General features: G+C 64.8%; 18 protein-coding genes, 2 pseudogenes and 1 riboswitch. Of the genes and pseudogenes, 10 read left to right on the plus strand and 10 right to left on the minus strand.

Features of this window, described 5'->3' with window-relative positions; all coding sequences use genetic code 11:
* Positions 1 to 44: 44 nt before the first annotated feature.
* The 3 genes from hisS to QA640_RS08780 all read left to right on the plus strand — a co-directional run bounded on the left by hisS (position 45) and on the right by QA640_RS08780 (position 2,401).
* Positions 45 to 1,589, plus strand: a complete 1,545-nt coding sequence (gene hisS / locus QA640_RS08770) for a histidine--tRNA ligase (RefSeq protein ID WP_283040305.1) — start codon at positions 45 to 47, stop codon at positions 1,587 to 1,589.
* A 101-nt stretch (positions 1,590 to 1,690) separates the two neighbouring features.
* The gene (locus QA640_RS08775; protein WP_283040306.1) at positions 1,691 to 1,894 is read left to right on the plus strand and encodes a tautomerase family protein; all 204 of its coding nucleotides are present in this window, start codon (positions 1,691 to 1,693) and stop codon (positions 1,892 to 1,894) included.
* 105 nt (positions 1,895 to 1,999) lie between these two features.
* Entirely contained in the window at positions 2,000 to 2,401 is a 402-nt protein-coding gene (locus tag QA640_RS08780) for a thioesterase family protein (protein WP_283040307.1), read from the plus strand.
* A 95-nt stretch (positions 2,402 to 2,496) separates the two neighbouring features.
* Here the strand turns inward: QA640_RS08780 and proC are convergent, their stop codons facing one another.
* Positions 2,497 to 3,324 (minus strand): pyrroline-5-carboxylate reductase, encoded by an 828-nt coding sequence (proC, locus tag QA640_RS08785; RefSeq protein ID WP_283040308.1) that lies wholly within the window; start codon positions 3,322 to 3,324, stop codon positions 2,497 to 2,499.
* A gap of 191 nt (positions 3,325 to 3,515) precedes the next feature.
* Entirely contained in the window at positions 3,516 to 4,016 is a 501-nt protein-coding gene (locus QA640_RS08790) for a YbjN domain-containing protein (RefSeq protein ID WP_283040309.1), read from the minus strand.
* Positions 4,017 to 4,525: 509 nt separating this feature from the next.
* Positions 4,526 to 4,676, plus strand: a riboswitch (FMN riboswitch).
* Between the two features lie 77 nt (positions 4,677 to 4,753).
* Here QA640_RS08790 and QA640_RS08795 point away from each other — a divergent pair.
* The 4 genes and pseudogenes from QA640_RS08795 to QA640_RS08810 form a co-directional block, all read left to right on the plus strand.
* Positions 4,754 to 5,317 carry a 6,7-dimethyl-8-ribityllumazine synthase gene (locus tag QA640_RS08795; RefSeq protein ID WP_283040310.1) on the plus strand — a complete coding sequence of 188 codons (564 nt, stop codon included), beginning with the start codon at positions 4,754 to 4,756 and terminating at the stop codon, positions 5,315 to 5,317.
* Positions 5,318 to 5,418: 101 nt separating this feature from the next.
* The gene (locus QA640_RS08800; protein ID WP_283043144.1) at positions 5,419 to 5,577 is read left to right on the plus strand and encodes a hypothetical protein; all 159 of its coding nucleotides are present in this window, start codon (positions 5,419 to 5,421) and stop codon (positions 5,575 to 5,577) included.
* Positions 5,556 to 5,642, plus strand: a pseudogene (locus tag QA640_RS08805) (XdhC /CoxI family-like protein); the annotation flags it as partial. The gene QA640_RS08800 and the pseudogene QA640_RS08805, both read left to right, overlap by 22 nt.
* A gap of 37 nt (positions 5,643 to 5,679) precedes the next feature.
* A pseudogene (locus QA640_RS08810) lies at positions 5,680 to 5,811 on the plus strand (SRPBCC domain-containing protein); the annotation flags it as partial.
* Position 5,812: 1 nt separating this feature from the next.
* Here QA640_RS08810 and QA640_RS08815 read toward each other — a convergent pair.
* Complete coding sequence (locus QA640_RS08815; protein ID WP_283040311.1) at positions 5,813 to 6,385, minus strand: DUF1700 domain-containing protein; 573 nt, start codon at positions 6,383 to 6,385, stop codon at positions 5,813 to 5,815.
* On the minus strand, positions 6,382 to 6,711 hold the full coding sequence (locus QA640_RS08820; RefSeq protein ID WP_283040312.1) for a PadR family transcriptional regulator: 330 nt from the start codon (positions 6,709 to 6,711) through the stop codon (positions 6,382 to 6,384). The genes QA640_RS08815 and QA640_RS08820 overlap by 4 nt, the downstream gene beginning before the upstream one ends.
* Positions 6,712 to 6,810: 99 nt before the next feature.
* Between QA640_RS08820 and QA640_RS08825 the strand changes: the two genes are divergently transcribed.
* Positions 6,811 to 7,905 (plus strand): serine hydrolase, encoded by a 1,095-nt coding sequence (locus tag QA640_RS08825; RefSeq protein WP_283040313.1) that lies wholly within the window; start codon positions 6,811 to 6,813, stop codon positions 7,903 to 7,905.
* Between the two features lie 143 nt (positions 7,906 to 8,048).
* Here the strand turns inward: QA640_RS08825 and QA640_RS08830 are convergent, their stop codons facing one another.
* The 6 genes from QA640_RS08830 to QA640_RS08855 all read right to left on the minus strand — a co-directional run bounded on the left by QA640_RS08830 (position 8,049) and on the right by QA640_RS08855 (position 13,560).
* Entirely contained in the window at positions 8,049 to 9,002 is a 954-nt protein-coding gene (locus tag QA640_RS08830; protein ID WP_283040314.1) for a ribose-phosphate pyrophosphokinase, read from the minus strand.
* A 192-nt stretch (positions 9,003 to 9,194) separates the two neighbouring features.
* Positions 9,195 to 9,812: a hypothetical protein gene (locus QA640_RS08835; RefSeq protein ID WP_283040315.1), complete on the minus strand. Its 618-nt coding sequence runs from the start codon at positions 9,810 to 9,812 to the stop codon at positions 9,195 to 9,197.
* 254 nt (positions 9,813 to 10,066) lie between these two features.
* A complete protein-coding gene (gene pgeF, locus QA640_RS08840; RefSeq protein WP_283040316.1) occupies positions 10,067 to 10,834 on the minus strand; it encodes a peptidoglycan editing factor PgeF in 768 nt (255 codons plus the stop codon).
* The gene (locus QA640_RS08845; protein ID WP_283040317.1) at positions 10,831 to 11,952 is read right to left on the minus strand and encodes an SAM-dependent methyltransferase; all 1,122 of its coding nucleotides are present in this window, start codon (positions 11,950 to 11,952) and stop codon (positions 10,831 to 10,833) included. Before QA640_RS08845 ends, pgeF begins: the two co-directional genes overlap by 4 nt.
* 21 nt (positions 11,953 to 11,973) lie before the next feature.
* Complete coding sequence (gene lgt / locus QA640_RS08850) at positions 11,974 to 12,816, minus strand: prolipoprotein diacylglyceryl transferase (protein ID WP_283040318.1); 843 nt, start codon at positions 12,814 to 12,816, stop codon at positions 11,974 to 11,976.
* Positions 12,817 to 12,828: 12 nt separating this feature from the next.
* The gene (locus QA640_RS08855; RefSeq protein ID WP_283040319.1) at positions 12,829 to 13,560 is read right to left on the minus strand and encodes a dienelactone hydrolase family protein; all 732 of its coding nucleotides are present in this window, start codon (positions 13,558 to 13,560) and stop codon (positions 12,829 to 12,831) included.
* 172 nt (positions 13,561 to 13,732) lie between these two features.
* Here QA640_RS08855 and QA640_RS08860 point away from each other — a divergent pair, with 172 nt between their 5' ends.
* Complete coding sequence (locus tag QA640_RS08860; RefSeq protein ID WP_283040320.1) at positions 13,733 to 13,996, plus strand: accessory factor UbiK family protein; 264 nt, start codon at positions 13,733 to 13,735, stop codon at positions 13,994 to 13,996.
* Positions 13,997 to 14,164: 168 nt separating this feature from the next.
* Positions 14,165 to 14,893 (plus strand): 50S ribosomal protein L25/general stress protein Ctc, encoded by a 729-nt coding sequence (locus tag QA640_RS08865; RefSeq protein WP_283040321.1) that lies wholly within the window; start codon positions 14,165 to 14,167, stop codon positions 14,891 to 14,893.
* The last annotated feature ends 36 nt before the right edge of the window (positions 14,894 to 14,929 follow it).

The raw sequence follows: 14,929 nt of genomic DNA on the forward strand, positions 1-14,929 counted from the left end.
ATGTTGTAAGTCAACGTTGACTTACAGAGCTTACGACGAGCGACATGGCCGAAAAACCCAAAAAACCCCAGAAACTGAAGGCGCGCCTGCCGCGCGGGCTGGAGGATCGCGATCCCGCCGCGATCAAGGCCACGCGCCAGATGGTCGAGAAGATCCGCGCCGTCTACGAGCTCTTCGGATTCGAGCCGGTGGAAACGCCGGCGATGGAATATACCGACGCGCTCGGCAAGTTCCTGCCCGACCAGGATCGCCCCAATGAGGGTGTGTTCTCGTTCCAGGACGATGACGAGCAGTGGATCTCCCTGCGCTACGACCTGACCGCGCCGCTCGCGCGTTACGTCGCGGAAAATTTCGACACGCTGCCGAAACCCTATCGCAGCTACCGCGCCGGCTACGTTTTCCGCAATGAAAAGCCCGGCCCCGGCCGCTTCCGCCAGTTCATGCAGTTCGATGCCGATACGGTCGGCTCGGCGACGCCGGCGGCGGACGCCGAGATCTGCATGATGGCGGCAGACACGATGGAAGCGCTCGGCATTGCGCGCGGCTCCTACGTGGTGAAGGTGAACAACCGGAAGGTTCTAGACGGATTGATGGAGAGTATCGGTCTCGGCGGCGAGGAGAATGCGGGAAGGCGCCTTACAGTACTTAGAGCGATCGACAAGCTTGATAAATTTCCGATCGCCGAGGTAGCCAAACTTCTTGGACCCGGACGTTGGGACGGCGGCGAAGAAGGAAAGGGCGATTTCACAAAGGGAGCCGGGCTTTCTGATTCAGATATGGCACGCGTCATCAATTTCACCGGCTGGGGCGCCCCTGATTCAGGCTCAATGAGCGAGCACGCCTCTAACGAAGTCACGTTGGCCAACTTCGAGAAGATCGTCGAAGGAAATGCGCTGGGACTTGAGGGCGTGGCTGAACTCTCACAGATGAGAGATTTAGTCGCTGCCGCAGGCTATGACGACGGCCGCGTCGTTATCGATCCCTCCGTCGTGCGCGGCCTCGAATATTACACCGGGCCCGTTTACGAGGTCGAACTCCTGCTCGATACCAAGGACGAGAAGGGCCGTCCCGTACGCTTCGGCTCCGTCGGTGGCGGGGGTCGTTATGACGGCCTCGTCTCGCGCTTTCGCGGCGAGCCGGTGCCGGCGACCGGTTTCTCGATCGGCGTGTCGCGCTTGCAGGCCGCGCTGACGCTGCTCGGCAAGCTCGCCACGCGGCCCGAATTCGGGCCCGTCGTCGTCACCGTGTTCGACCGCGACCGCGTCGCGGACTATCAGAAGATGGTCAGCGCCTTGCGCACCGCGGGCATTCGCGCCGAACTCTATCTCGGCAACCCCAAGAACATGGGCAACCAGCTCAAATATGCCGACCGCCGCAATTCGCCTTGCGTGATCATTCAGGGCTCGGATGAAAAGGCGCGCGGCGAGGTGCAGATCAAGGATCTGATCGAGGGCGCCAAGGCTGCGGCCGCGATCGCCTCCAATCAGGAATGGCGCGAGACACGCCCGGCGCAGTTCTCGTGCAGCGAGGCTGACCTCGTCGCGAAAGTGCGCGAGGTGCTCACGCGCCATGACGTGAGCTGGGGTTAGCCATTCGCGAGAGCCGTCATGCCCGGGCTTGTCCCGGGCATCTGCGTCCTGTTTGATAGGCCATCGTGATTGGCCCGTCCGGCCGCAAGGGAGAGAACAAGATGCCTGAGATCACCATCAGCATGGCCGAAGGCCGCACCGACGAACAGAAGGCCGGCATGATGCGCGACATCACGCAGGCGCTGGTGACGAATCTCGGCGTCGATGCCGAGGCCGTCGTCATTCAGATCAACGAAGCTCCGCTTCGCCACAAGATGAAGGGCGGCAAGACCTTCGTGGAACGCGCGGCTGCAGCGAAGAAGTGACGCGTGAGCGTCACAGCCCGTCAGGGCTGAACCCGGAATCTCGATCCACGACCTCTGGATTCCGGGTCCGCGCTTCGCGCGTCCCCGAATGACGAGCAAGATCCCATGGACGCACGTGAGTTCATCAAGATAGGCATGAGCGCGGAGCGTACCCTCGTGGTGCCGCCGGAGCGCACGGTCGGCCACTTCGTGTCCGACATGCCGCTGGTCTATGCGACGCCGATGATGATCCTGGAAATGGAGATGACATCGGGCGATGCGATCGCAAAACATCTCGCGCCGGGGTGGATCACGGTCGGCACCGAAGTCGACGTCCGGCATCTCGCGGCGACGCGTGTCGGTGCGACCGTGCGCACCACCGCGCGCGTGATCGAGGTCGAGCGCCGCGTCATCCGGTTTGAAGTGGAAGCCTTCGATGGCGAGCGCAAGATCGGCGAGGGCAAACACGCGCGAGGGCTCGTGAACTACGAGCAGTTCACCAAGCGGTTTGGTGTGCCAAAGTCGTAGGGCGACGGTGCCGTAGGTTGGGCAAAGGGAAGCGTGCCCACCACTTTTCAAGTAAGGCGCAACATGGTGGGCACGGCGCTACGCGCCTTGCCCACCTACTTCGCCAATTCCTTCGAGCGTTTCGTCGCGGCCGCGATCGCGCGGGTCATCAGGTCGCGCAGGCCCGGCTCGCCCATCAGCACTTCGAGCGCGGCGGCAGTGGTGCCGCCGGGCGAGGTGACGTTCTGGCGCAGTGTGCTCGATGCAAGCTCCGAGCGGTGCAGCAGCTCGCCCGCGCCTGCGACCGTCTCGCGCGCGAGTTTGGTGGCGAGCGCCTCCGGCAGACCCGCCTCGATGCCGGCGCGTGCGAGCTCTTCGGCGAGCAGGAAGACGTAAGCGGGGCCCGAGCCGGAGACGGCCGTGACCGCATCCATCAGGCCTTCATCCTCGACCCATTCGACCAAGCCGGTGGCGCGGAGCAGCGCGTCGGCCACCGCGCGCTGCTTGTCGCTGACATTGTTCGCGGCCACCGCGACCGTGATGCCGCGGCCGATCGCAGCCGGCGTGTTCGGCATGGCGCGCACCACGGCGCCGCCGCAGATCTCTTGCAACGAGGCGATCGTGGTTCCCGCCATGATCGAGACCACCGAGGTGCCTGCGGAAACATAGGGCTTCAGCTTCGCGCCGGCCTCGCGGAAGGATTGCGGCTTGACCGCGACGACGAGCGTCTGGACGGTGCCGGCGCTCGTCACATCCGGATTGAGCGCAACGCCTTTCGCAGCGAGCGCGCTGATCTCGGGTGACAGATGCGGCTCGATCACGGCGACGCGGCGCGGATCGAGGCCTTGTGCCAGCCATCCGGTCAGCATCGCGCCGCCCATCTTGCCCGCGCCGGCGAGGAGAATGGTGCCGGTGATGTTCTTCAAGGTGCCGTCGTTCGCCATCGCTGTTGCCACTCACTTGGTGTCGTCCCAGCGAAAGCCAGGACCCCCGCGCGAGCGCTTGCGCTCGCCGCGTTACCACAGGCGTTTTAGTGGATGGAGATGCTGGCAACAAGCATCGTGCACTAAGGGGGAGATCACGCGGTTGGGGCCCGGGCTCGCGCTGTGCGCGTCCCGGGGACGACGAGCGAGCCTTACGCCTCGCCTGCCGTGTCGAACATGGCGGCGTCCATCGCCTCGGTGGTCGATTTGCCCGCCCACACCACGAACTGGAACGCGGGGAAATAGCGCTCGCAGGCGTGGATGGCGCCGGCGAGCATGGCCTCGCATTGCGCGGTCGAGGCGGACAGCCCGCCCGGCAGCATCAAGGCCTGGCGGTGCATGATCATGCCGGTGTGGGTCCACAGATCGAAGTGACCAACCCATAATTGCTCGTTGATGGCGGCGACGAGCCGCTGCACCTCGGACCTGCGCGCGACCGGAATCTTCATGTCGAACGCGCAGGCCAGATGCAGCGCCTCGATCTCACCCATCCAGGTGAAGGAGAGCTGATAGTCGGTCCACTGCCCCTTGGAGACGATCGTGATCTCGTCGTCGCCGGAACGTTCGAATGCCCAGTTGTTGGTGGCGGCGATGTCCTCCACCACCGAGAGCGGGTGGCTGCGGGAATCGATATTGCTTTCGAGCAGGGACATGCCGTCTCGACCTCTTGCCTTCTTGTTTCTCTTGATACGCACGCGGTTGGCCCGGCGCGCGCTCCCTTAACGTCGCTGACGGCGATCCTCTCGGATCGCGCGGGCCTGTCGGGGATCAACTGATGTGATTTGCGGAATCTGCGCAACTCCGTCGCGAGTCCGTCCACAAGCTCGGACCTGCTCGTCCACAGCTCATCTCGGTCACAATTATTAATTTGAGAACAAATCGGAATCGGATCGAGCGACCGGCGCGCCAATCGTTAATGCCGTCCCAAATTCCGTCCCACGGGGGGCCGGACCGCCCCGGCCGCATGGAGCAATGCGCTTTCCCATGCGGAACGCGCTTGCCGGGACCCCACCGCGGCGTCATATTTCCAGACAGGCCGTTCATCCCGAACGGCTGCGCGTATTCCGCAAAAGTGGGTACCGGTTTTGCGACAAGAGTACGCGCATCTTAAATCTGAGCATTTTTCCACGGCAAACCGGTTCCCACTTTGCCTGAAAAATGCTCGCGTTCTCAGGGCGGGGTGAAAGTCCCCACCGGCGGTAAGGGTCGTAAGGTCCAAGCCCGCGAGCGCCTTCCTCCGCAAAGGGGAAGGGTCAGCAGATTCGGTGCAACTCCGAAGCCGACGGTTAAAGTCCGGATGAAAGAGAACGGTCGGTGGCGGTCCGCATCGCGAGGATGCGGTCGTTCGTCGTTCCGTATGCCCTGATTCTGGTCCTTAAGAAGGAAAGCCATGAATCAGATGTTGCAAGACCCGCAAGTCGAAACCTCCCAGCCAACCCAACATCCGCCGGTTCCACCCGAGCCGCCGTCACCCGAGCATCCCCGCTTCGCTAAGCCGCAGCGGGTCGCTTTCGTCGAGGCCTGCTGGCATCACGACGTCGTACAGGAGGCGCGCTTTGCCTTCCTGAAGGAGGCCGAGGCGCGGCACCTCACCCATGTCGACGTGTTCCAGGTGCCGGGCTCGTTCGAGATCCCGCTGCACGCGCAGATCCTCGCCAAGACGCGGCGCTACACCGCGATCGTCGCGGCCGGCCTCGTCGTCGACGGCGGCATCTACCGCCACGAGTTCGTTGCCGATACCGTGATCAAGGCGCTGATGGACGTGCAGTTGCGCACCGAGGTGCCGGTGTTCTCCGCCGTGCTGACGCCGCAGCAATTCCACGAGACCGAGGTGCACTACGACTTCTTCCGCAAGCACTTTGCGATCAAGGGCGTGGAGGTCGCCGAGGCCTGCGCCAACACGCTGCACGGGTTGGAGCGGCTGCGCGGCCAGGTCGCGGCGGGGATCGTGTAACCTCGCGCCACGCACGCCGCTGATTGTCATTTCCGCCGCCGCGTCGATAAACTCGGCGGCGGGAGGAGGCGCTCCGTGGGGACGGAGCGGCCGGCAAGATCATGTTCGAAGGACACGATCCCTATCTCGTTGCGCTCTCCGTGGCGATCGCGAGCCTGGGCGGCTATACCGGCTTTGCGCTTGCGGCGCGCATCCGCAACACGCCGGGCGTCAGTAACCGCGTGCAAGGCGTCGGCCGGGGCTCGACCTCGGCGCCATAACGCCGGAGGAGATCGCGATGTCGATCCTCGCCGAGATCACGCAAGCGCGCCGCCGCGGGCAGCGCGCGGCCAACCCGCTCACGGACAAGGAGAAGACCGACCGACGCCCAGATCGGCGGCAAGCTTGCCCAGCTCGGGGCGCGGCTGATCAACTCCACGGCGACGAAGCTGGCCGGCGAATTCTTTGCGTCATTTGCCCAGATCGTCAGCGCCAGGGCCGGGGCGGACATCTGACTCACGCGATCGGCTGCTCCGGCTTGAGCAGCCGGTAATGCAGCCGCGCGTAGCCGCCGAGCCATCTGACGGCGGCATTGAGTCCAAGCAGCAGCAATGCACCGAAACCCGCGCCCGTGGTCACCAGCGCGATGCCCGCAAGCCCGCGCAACACCAGCTCGACGATCCGTCCGTCGCCCAAATGCTTGTAGAGGCTGATCAGCAATCCGATGCCGACGATCCCGAGGACGAGCATCACGAAGGCGATGATGAGCAGGATCAGCATGACGACGAGCAGCAACGGCAAGAGCAGGATGACATCGACCACGGCGAGGCCCCCGAGCGCCAGCAGCGCGGCCGTGGAGTTTTGCAGCGAATGATGATTTTCCCATCGGCGAAGCCCCGTCTCGGCACGCAGCTCGCGCGCCAGCCGCCGCGGGTCGCCAAGCGCTTCCGCGACCTGCTCCTCGGCCCGGCCGGAGGCGCGCGCCTCCTCGAAATGGGCGCTGTAGTCGGCGAGGATGTCGTCGATCTCCTCTGCGGGAAGCCCGGCGAGCCCGTCGCGGAGGATGCGGAGGAAATCGGCACGTTTCATCTGGTGTCTCCGAGCAACTCGTTGACGGCGTCCGCGAATGTTCGCCACTCGCGCTTCTGCGCAGCCAGGGCGGCGCGGCCCGCCGGCGTCAGCCGGTAGTATTTTCGCGGTGGCCCGCTGCTGGATTCGGCGAGGCGGGTGTCGACGAGTCCGTCATCCTGCATGCGTCGCATCAGCGGATAAATCGTGCCTTCGCCCATGCCGACACTGGCCGCCAGCGTCGAGGCGATCTCGTAGGCATAGCTTTCGCCGCGCGCGAGCAGCGCGAGCACGCAGAGTTCGAGCGCGCCCTTCTTGAGCTGAATTTGATTCGCGGAGTCTGCCATTCCTCCACTTGACTACACCGCCTCGAAGTGAACTTATATAGCAAGGTACTATGCATTGCAAGGTACCTGTTTATATGCACTCTGATGGGAGACGCGACCATGAGCCATCTTGATCGCCGCCGCCTTTTGGCTGTCCTTGGCGCCGGCCTCGCCGCGCCGCGTACATTGCTTGCTGCCGCACCATCCGAAGCGATCGCGCAGCGCCTCGCGGACGCCGAGCGCGATGGCAAGGTGTTCGGCCTGCACGTGCTGCTCGTGAGCCAGGGCGGCAGGCTCGTGTTCGAGCATTATGGGCGGGGAGAGGATGAGCGGCTGGGGCGTCCGCTCGGTAACGTCGTGTTCGGTCCGGACGTGTTGCATGACCTGCGCTCGGTCTCCAAGAGCGTGGTCGGTCTCGCTTATGGTGTTGCACTTGCGGCCGGTAAGGTGCCGCCGCCCGAGGCCAAGCTCTACGAGCAGTTTCCGGAGTACGCCGATCTCGCCGGGCAACCTGGCCGCGACCGGATCACGATTCATCACGTGCTCTCCATGACGCTCGGCTTTGAATGGGACGAGCTCACGATTCCCTATGGCCAGCCCGGCAACAGCGAAGGCGCGATGGAGGCGGCCCCGGACCGCTATCGCTTCATCCTCGGTCTCCCGATCATCGGTGAGCCCGGTGTCAAATGGACCTATTGCGGCGCCGCCACTGCGCTGCTCGGCCGCCTGATCGCCAAGGGCACGGGTGAAGCGCTGCCGGCCTATTGCCGTCGCGTCCTGTTCGATCCGCTCGGCTTCGGCCCCACCGAGTGGAATGTCGGCAGGGACGGCGAGCCGCGCGCCGCCTCAGGCCTGCGCCTGCTGCCACGCGATCTCGCGAAGATCGGCCAGCTCATGCTCGCTGACGGCACCTGGAACGGAACGTCCGTCGTTCCCGCCGATTGGGTGAAACGCGTGACCACGCCCGTGGTCCCGACCAGCGCCGTCCGCAACTACGGCTATCACTGGTACATGGGCGACTACAACGCAGCTCAGGGCCAGCCCTTGCATTGGTTCGGTGGTGTCGGTTGGGGCGGTCAGATTCTCACGGTCATTCCCGCGCGCGATCTCGTCCTGGTGATCCACTGCGGGAACTATCCAAAGGCAGGCGCCGAACAGTTTGGCGTAATCCGCACCATCATGGGCGATGTCGTGCTTCCGAGTTTTGCGTCGTGAGGCGTGTGAGAACGCTGGCACCTCGCCCCGAAAGGCAGATACTAGGGTAGGTAAAGGGCGGAAGCGTGCCCGCCGCTTGTGTCGCGCAAAGAAAAGGCGGGCGCGGTGCTACGCGCTTTTGCCTGTCTGCAAATCCTGGCGGTTTAGTCGAACAGGCTCGAGACCGACTCTTCCGCAGCGGTGCGCGTGATCGCGTCGGAGATCAGGCTGGCGATCGGGAGCATGCGGATATTGGTCGACTTGAGCACGGCCTCCGTCGGCTGGATCGAGTCGGTGATCACCAGCTCCTTGAGCTGCGAGGAAGCGATGCGGGCGGCGGCTCCGCCGGAAAGCACGCCATGGGTGATGTAGGCGTAGACTTCCTTGGCCCCCTTGGCGATCAGCGCGCCGGCCGCGTTCACCAGCGTGCCGCCGGAATCGACGATGTCGTCGACCAGGATGCAGGTGTAACCGGAGACGTCGCCGATCACATTCATGACCTCGGACTCACCCGGACGCTCGCGCCGCTTGTCGACGATCGCGAGCGGCGTGTTGATGCGCTTGGCAAGGCCGCGCGCACGCGCCACGCCGCCGACGTCCGGCGAGACCACCATCACCTTGGAGAGATCGAACTTCTCCTTGATGTCGCGCACCATCAGCGGCGCCGCGTAGAGGTTGTCGGTCGGGATGTCGAAGAAGCCCTGGATCTGGCCGGCATGCAAATCGAGTGTCATGACGCGGTCGACGCCGGCCTGGGTGATCAGATTGGCGACGAGCTTTGCCGAGATCGGCGTGCGGGATCCCGATTTGCGGTCCTGCCTTGCGTAGCCGAAATAGGGGATCACCGCCGTGATACGGCGCGCCGAGGAGCGGCGCAGCGCGTCGGTGATGATCAGTAATTCCATCAGATGGTCGTTGGCCGGGAACGACGTCGATTGCAGGATGAAGGCGTCCGAGCCGCGGACATTTTCCTGGATTTCGACGAAGATCTCCATGTCGGCGAAGCGCCGCACGACCGCCTTGGTGAGCGGCAGGTCCAGCCCTTGCGCGATCGCCTGGGCGAGAGCCGGATTGGAGTTGCCGGCGACAAGCTTGATTGAGCCGTTTTTGGCCGACATGGACGCTTCCTCCCGCGCCTTTCTGGATACGACGTTCAGCATCTCGAAATACCCACGGAGCACGGTTTCGACGGGCGAGGCAATATCAGGCCGAAGGCTCCACTGGCAACCCGGGAAGGTACGATATCCTGTCGAAAATCCTGAGTCCGGCCAAGAGTTTGGCCGCCAGTTGGGATGAGGGTTTAGCGGTGGTTATCGGTCGGCATAACCGAGCGCCGTGGCGGGCATCTCCGCGTTCGGCGCGGGCGACGAGACGCTTGCGACCGCCGGCCCCCGCAGGCCCGGGACGGTGTCCGGCGCATCTGGCGGCGTGCCGTTGATCATATTGGAAAGTCCTCTGAATCCGGCCTGCGCGATCTTCCTCAGGACCAGGTCGTCGGCTGCCGACCAGGGATCGCGCCCACCCTTGCCGGCCGGTTCCTCGCCGGACAGGCGCAGCGCCCGCTGCTGGTTGGCGTCGTAGACGTCCCAGACCCAGGCGATCATGGTCTTGCCGCGGACGACCTGCGCGGAGAGGTAGCTGCGCACGCGATAGGCAGCCTGGCCCTCGCGGGACACGACGGACAGGCTACGCAGCTTCGATTCGCTGTCGAGCACGCCGACCATGCGGTCGAACACCTGCGGCGGCGGCCCGTCGACGGATTCGAAGGCCACGGTCGTCCCGCTGCCGCCGCTCGGCGGTGCCATCGCATAGGAATTGTTCGCCGCACCGCCGCCGGCACAGCCGCCAAGCGCGCACGATGCCGCCAGCAGCATGGCTGCCAGCACGCGCGTGCCCGCGCGGCGCAAGATTGATGACGCTTCCCTCATTATGGAGGGCAGCGATATCGTTAAAACCGATTAACGTCTAGGGCAGCGGCGCCACATCTCGCCAACCAAACGAATTCGCTTGTTGTCACTTGGGCTTGCGTCATGTGGAAGTCTCGTGTCCCGGACGCGCCGCGGCGGCGTAGCGCTGTTGAGCGGAGGCGGACCCACAACACGCCCCGCAGACCCGCTGCAGACTGGGCCCCGGTTCTGCAGCGCATCACTGCGTGCTGCGCCGCGTCCGGGAAACGAGACCGTTACCCTTCGAGCGAGATTGCGTGGATGTGGCGGCCGTAGTCGGGCTCGTTGCGATGCACGGATCGGCGATAGCTGAAAAAGCGCTCGTCGGCGTAGGTGTCGAGGCCGAGGTCGTCGATCATCAGAATGCCGGCGGCTTCCAGCCGCATGCGGATGAAGCCTGCGAGATCGAACATCGCGTGGCCCTCGCGCACCGAGGGAATGAAGAATACCGCATTGTCCGCGTCCGCCTCGATGAAGCGCGCGACGAATTCGTTGCCGACTTCGTAGCTCTGCTGGCGGATCAGGGGGCCGATCGCGGCGATGATGCGGCCGCGCTCGGCGCCCAGCTTTTCCATCGCCAATATCGTGGACTCCAGCACGCCCGTCAGCGCGCCCTTCCAGCCGGCATGCGCGCCGCCGATCACCCGCGCGTTGGGATCGACGAACAGTACCGGTCCGCAATCGGCAGTGGAGATGCCGAGCGCGAGGCCGGGCGTGCGGGTGACGAGCGCATCGCCCTTCGGCCGCGGGCCGCTTGGCCAGGCGCCGTCGGCGACGAGCGCATCAGGCGAGTGGATCTGGTGCAGGCTGATGAAACGCTCAGCCCGAACGCCGACCTGCTCGGCCATGCGGCGGCGGTTCTCTGCGACATGGGCCGGATCGTCATTGGAGCCAAGCCCGCCATTGAGCGCGGCATAGATACCGTTGGAGACGCCGCCCTCGCGGGTGAAGAAGGCGTGGCGCAGGCCAGGCACGGCCGAGAGCAGCGAGGAGCCGAGAGTCATGACGCGTCGTCACCTTCCTCAACATGGTCGCTCAAGGCCGCGAGCGAGGTGAGCCGCGGCTCGGAGATGGCGAGCACCTTGAACATCGAGCCCATGCCGCCGCGGCCCGTATCGGTCAGCCGTTTCAGCGCTGCGGCGATGTCGGCGGAGACATCTGGCGTCGCCTTCTGCATCAACGCGGCCGCGCGGGTGTCGACGCCGAGGCGCTTCAAAAACTCCCCCTGCATCACCGGGCCATGAACGCGGGCGCCGACATCCTCGGCGGCGCGCGACAGCGCCTGGAAGTCGACATGGGCGGTGACGTCGGCCTGGCCTGGCGTCTTCAGCGGATCGGCAAAGGTGTGGCGCGCGATCGCCTGAAAGGTGTCTCCGGCATCGCTGCGCAAATGGCCGTAGTCGATGATCAGCGCCGCGCCATCCTGGTCGCGCACGCGGGCGGCGAGCTTCATGATCTCGGCATCCGGCCGCCATTCGAACACCGCGCCGACCGGTGCCGCCCGCACCAACGGCGGCAGCAGCACGTCGAAGCGCGGGGTCGCATCAGCGGCGGCGCCGAATTGAAGGCTGCCGTTCGCATCAATGTCGACGACGCGCTCGTGCCAGCCGTTCTCGCGCTTCACCATCTGGTGGATCGGCAGCACGTCGAAATATTCGTTGGCAAGGATGATCGAGGGGCCTTCGGGCACGTCGTCGATCGTGTCGTGCCAGGTGATGTTGCGCACGCCGGACAGCGTCGTCTTCTGCCGCCCCCGCAGCACCGGATTGACCTCGACCATGTGGACCTGGAGCGCCTGGTAGAGCGGCGGCAGTACCCGCAGCGCGCGCAGTGCATCCGCCATCATGGTGCCGCGGCCGGGCCCGAGCTCGATCAGCCGCAACTGAGGCGGCGAGCCCATCTGCTTCCACACCGATGCCGTCCATAACCCCAGGAGCTCTCCGAACATCTGGCTGACTTCCGGCGCGGTGGTGAAGTCGCCCTCACGCCCGAGCGGATCGCGCGAAACGTAATAGCCGTGACGCGGATGCATCAGGCACAGCTCCATGTACCTCCACACCGGCATCGGGCCGGAGGATTTGATCAGCGCCTTGATCTCGTTCAGCAGCGGCGATTCGGTCACAGCCTGTCTTCTCGAAATGAATTAACGAATGGCCTCGAGCGGTTCGGGCGCACCGCGCCGCACTGCAAATACAATAAGTATGGCGCCGACGATAAGCATGGGGATCGACAGCAGCATGCCCATGGTTAACCCGCCCCACAAAAATCCGAGTTGCGCATCCGGCTCGCGAAAATGCTCGCCGATGATCCGGGTGAGGCCATAGATCAGGATGAAGCTGCCGAGGATCATCCCCGGCCGCTTCAAGGCGCCGAGGCGGATCATCACCGCGAGCACGGTGAACAGCAAAATTCCTTCCATGCCGGCTTCGTAGAGCTGGCTCGGATGGCGCGGGATGTTGCCGCCGGTCGGAAAGATCATCGCCCAGGGCAGGCCTGGATCGGCGGCGCGGCCCCACAGCTCGCCATTGATGAAATTGGCGAGCCGCCCCAGGAACAGGCCGATTGGCCCCACAGCGGTCGTGATGTCGCCGAGCGACAGGATCGAGATGCCGTTCCGGCGCGCAAACCACATCACCGCGACGACGCACCCCAGGAAGCCGCCATGGAAGGACATGCCGCCTTCCCACAATTTGGGGATCGCGGAGGGGTGCTCCATGAAGAAGGGCAGGTTGTAGAACAACACATAACCGGTGCGGCCGCCCAGGATGATGCCGAGCGTGGCCCAGAGGATGAAATCGTCGAGCTGGACCAGCGAGATCGGCGCCGGTCCGCTCCACAGCCTGTCGGTCTTGACCAGCGCGCGGGCGTAGATCCAGCCGAGCACGATCCCGCCGATATAGGCAAGCGCATACCAGCGGATGGCGAACGGCCCGATCGCTACCGCGATCGGGTCGAAGGAGGGGAAGTTGATCAGAAGAAACGGCATCGCGCCTTGGTTCTAGACAAGATTGCGGCGATAGAGCGCCAGGAGGCGCTCCCAATGCCGCTCGGCGGCGTCGCGGTGATAGACCGGGCGCTTGGGGAAGGCGAAGCCGTGATGAGTGCCGGGATAGATCTCGACTTCGGCCTTGGCGCCTTTCATGCTCTCAGTCACCTTGTCGATGATCTCCTGCGGTGCGTAAATGTCGGTCTCGGCACAGGCGAAGTAGAGCTCGGCCTTGGTCTTGCTCGCCGCGAGATGCGGGCTGTCGGCTTGGTCGGTGGCCAGATGCGTGCCGTAGATCGAGGCCGCAGCCTTCACTCGATCGGCAAAGTGCGTGGCAGCGTTGATGGCGTAACGGCCGCTCATGCAATAGCCGACGGTGCCGACCAGCTTGGTGTTGGCGGCCGCCTGGCCCTCGGCATAGGCGAGCAGCGCGCGGGTATCGTCCATGATCAGGGGAATGTTGATCGAGCTCATCAGCTCGTACATGCGCTTGCGCTCGGGCGCATTCGGGTCCGGTGGCACCGGCCCGATCTCCATCACGCCGGAGCGGTAATAGAGGTTCGGCAGCATCACGTAGTAGCCGGACGTAGCCAGCCGGCGCGCCATGTCGCGCAGCTCCTCACGGATCGCCGGCGCATCCATGTAGAAAATGATGACGGGAAACGGGCCGCCGCGCTCGGGATGGGAGATGAAGGTGGTGGTCGAGCCGTCCTTGGTCGGGATCTCGATCTGCTGGTCGATCATGGTCTCGCGCTTCGCTTTCTGATTCTTGTTATGCCCGGCCGATCAATACGATGGCAAGGAAACCAGGGCATGACAAGGACGGCTCAGGCGCGCGCGGCCCTTGATCGGCGGTGTCCGGATTGCCATTGTCTTCCCAACCTCTAGTTTCGCACAAAGGCATCCGGAGAGCGCCATGACACAGACCACCAACCGGTTCTTCGACGAGATCGGACGCCTCATGAATGACGCTGCCGGCGCCGCTCAGGGTGTCAAGCGCGAGTTCGACACGGTCATGCGCACCCAGGCCGAGAAATTCCTGCGTGACATGGACCTCGTGAAGCGCGAGGAGTTCGAGGCGGTCAAGGACATGGCGCGCCTCGCCCGCGAGGAGAACGAGGCCCTGAAGACCCGGATCGCGGCGCTGGAGGCCAAGCTCGGCGGAACGCCCGGGGCATAAGCGGGCTACCCGGTATCGGCCGGCAGCCCATTCTCCTTGTCATTTCCGCAGCTTCCGGCTAAAAGCCCGCCACGTCCGCGGCCCCCGCACCCCTGGAGGCTTGCTGCGGCGAAAACCATGGGCCGCCTTGCGGCCCATTAACTTTTGCAAAAACAAGGACTTACGACTATGGCGACCGTCAAGGAATTGAAGGCGACCGCACGTCCGAAGAGCGGCAAGGGGGCCGCCCGGGCTGAGCGTCGCGCCGGGAGAGTGCCCGGAGTGATCTATGGCAACAACCAGCCCCCGCTCCCGATCTCGGTTGACGATCGCGAACTGCGCCAGCGCATCCTCGCGGGCCGGTTCCTGACCACCCTTGTCGACATCGACCTCGAAGGCAAGAAGCACCGCGTGATTCCGCGCGACTACCACCTCGATCCGGTCAGGGACTTCCCGATCCATGTCGACTTCATGCGGCTTGGTGAAGGCGCCACCATCCGCATCAGCGTGCCCCTGCACATCGTGAAGGCGGAAACCTCCCCTGGCGTAAAGCGCGGCGGCACCGTCAACATCGTCGCCCACGCCATCGACCTCGAATGCTCGGTCGAAAACATCCCGCAATTCATCGAGGCGGATGTCGGCCAGCTCGAAATCGGATACTCGCTGCATCTGTCTGACGTGAAGCTGCCGACCGGCGTGAAGGCGCTGACGCGCGAGGACGCAACGCTCGTCACCATCGTGCCGCCCTCCGGCTACGCCGAAGAGCAGAGGGCGGCGGCTGCGGCTGCAGCGGGTGCGGCTGCTCCGGGCGCTGCGCCCGCGGCTGCGGCTCCGGCGGCTGGTGCGGCAGCTCCCGCAGCTGGTGCTGCTCCGGCAGCGGCCGCCAAGGCTCCGGCCGGCGGCGACAAGAAGAAGTAATCTCTCAAGGCGCTGGCGCGCGGCTTCTCACCGCGC

The sequence above is a fragment of the Bradyrhizobium sp. CB82 genome, assembly GCF_029714405.1.
Taxonomy (GTDB): domain Bacteria; phylum Pseudomonadota; class Alphaproteobacteria; order Rhizobiales; family Xanthobacteraceae; genus Bradyrhizobium.

Excerpts from the sequence above, each read along its gene's own strand:
- QA640_RS08860 (WP_283040320.1), top strand. The coding sequence starts at position 13,733 with ATGACACAGACCACCAACCGGTTCTTCGACGAGATCGGACGCCTCATG.
- QA640_RS08865 (WP_283040321.1), top strand. The coding sequence starts at position 14,165 with ATGGCGACCGTCAAGGAATTGAAGGCGACCGCACGTCCGAAGAGCGGC.
- lgt (WP_283040318.1), bottom strand. The coding sequence starts at position 12,816 with ATGCCGTTTCTTCTGATCAACTTCCCCTCCTTCGACCCGATCGCGGTA.
- QA640_RS08800 (WP_283043144.1), top strand. The coding sequence starts at position 5,419 with ATGTTCGAAGGACACGATCCCTATCTCGTTGCGCTCTCCGTGGCGATC.
- QA640_RS08780 (WP_283040307.1), top strand. The coding sequence starts at position 2,000 with ATGGACGCACGTGAGTTCATCAAGATAGGCATGAGCGCGGAGCGTACC.
- QA640_RS08820 (WP_283040312.1), bottom strand. The coding sequence starts at position 6,711 with ATGGCAGACTCCGCGAATCAAATTCAGCTCAAGAAGGGCGCGCTCGAA.
- QA640_RS08835 (WP_283040315.1), bottom strand. The coding sequence starts at position 9,812 with ATGAGGGAAGCGTCATCAATCTTGCGCCGCGCGGGCACGCGCGTGCTG.
- QA640_RS08790 (WP_283040309.1), bottom strand. The coding sequence starts at position 4,016 with ATGTCCCTGCTCGAAAGCAATATCGATTCCCGCAGCCACCCGCTCTCG.
- QA640_RS08830 (WP_283040314.1), bottom strand. The coding sequence starts at position 9,002 with ATGTCGGCCAAAAACGGCTCAATCAAGCTTGTCGCCGGCAACTCCAAT.
- QA640_RS08795 (WP_283040310.1), top strand. The coding sequence starts at position 4,754 with ATGAATCAGATGTTGCAAGACCCGCAAGTCGAAACCTCCCAGCCAACC.
- hisS (WP_283040305.1), top strand. The coding sequence starts at position 45 with ATGGCCGAAAAACCCAAAAAACCCCAGAAACTGAAGGCGCGCCTGCCG.
- QA640_RS08825 (WP_283040313.1), top strand. The coding sequence starts at position 6,811 with ATGAGCCATCTTGATCGCCGCCGCCTTTTGGCTGTCCTTGGCGCCGGC.
- QA640_RS08775 (WP_283040306.1), top strand. The coding sequence starts at position 1,691 with ATGCCTGAGATCACCATCAGCATGGCCGAAGGCCGCACCGACGAACAG.
- pgeF (WP_283040316.1), bottom strand. The coding sequence starts at position 10,834 with ATGACTCTCGGCTCCTCGCTGCTCTCGGCCGTGCCTGGCCTGCGCCAC.
- QA640_RS08815 (WP_283040311.1), bottom strand. The coding sequence starts at position 6,385 with ATGAAACGTGCCGATTTCCTCCGCATCCTCCGCGACGGGCTCGCCGGG.
- proC (WP_283040308.1), bottom strand. The coding sequence starts at position 3,324 with ATGGCGAACGACGGCACCTTGAAGAACATCACCGGCACCATTCTCCTC.
- QA640_RS08855 (WP_283040319.1), bottom strand. The coding sequence starts at position 13,560 with ATGATCGACCAGCAGATCGAGATCCCGACCAAGGACGGCTCGACCACC.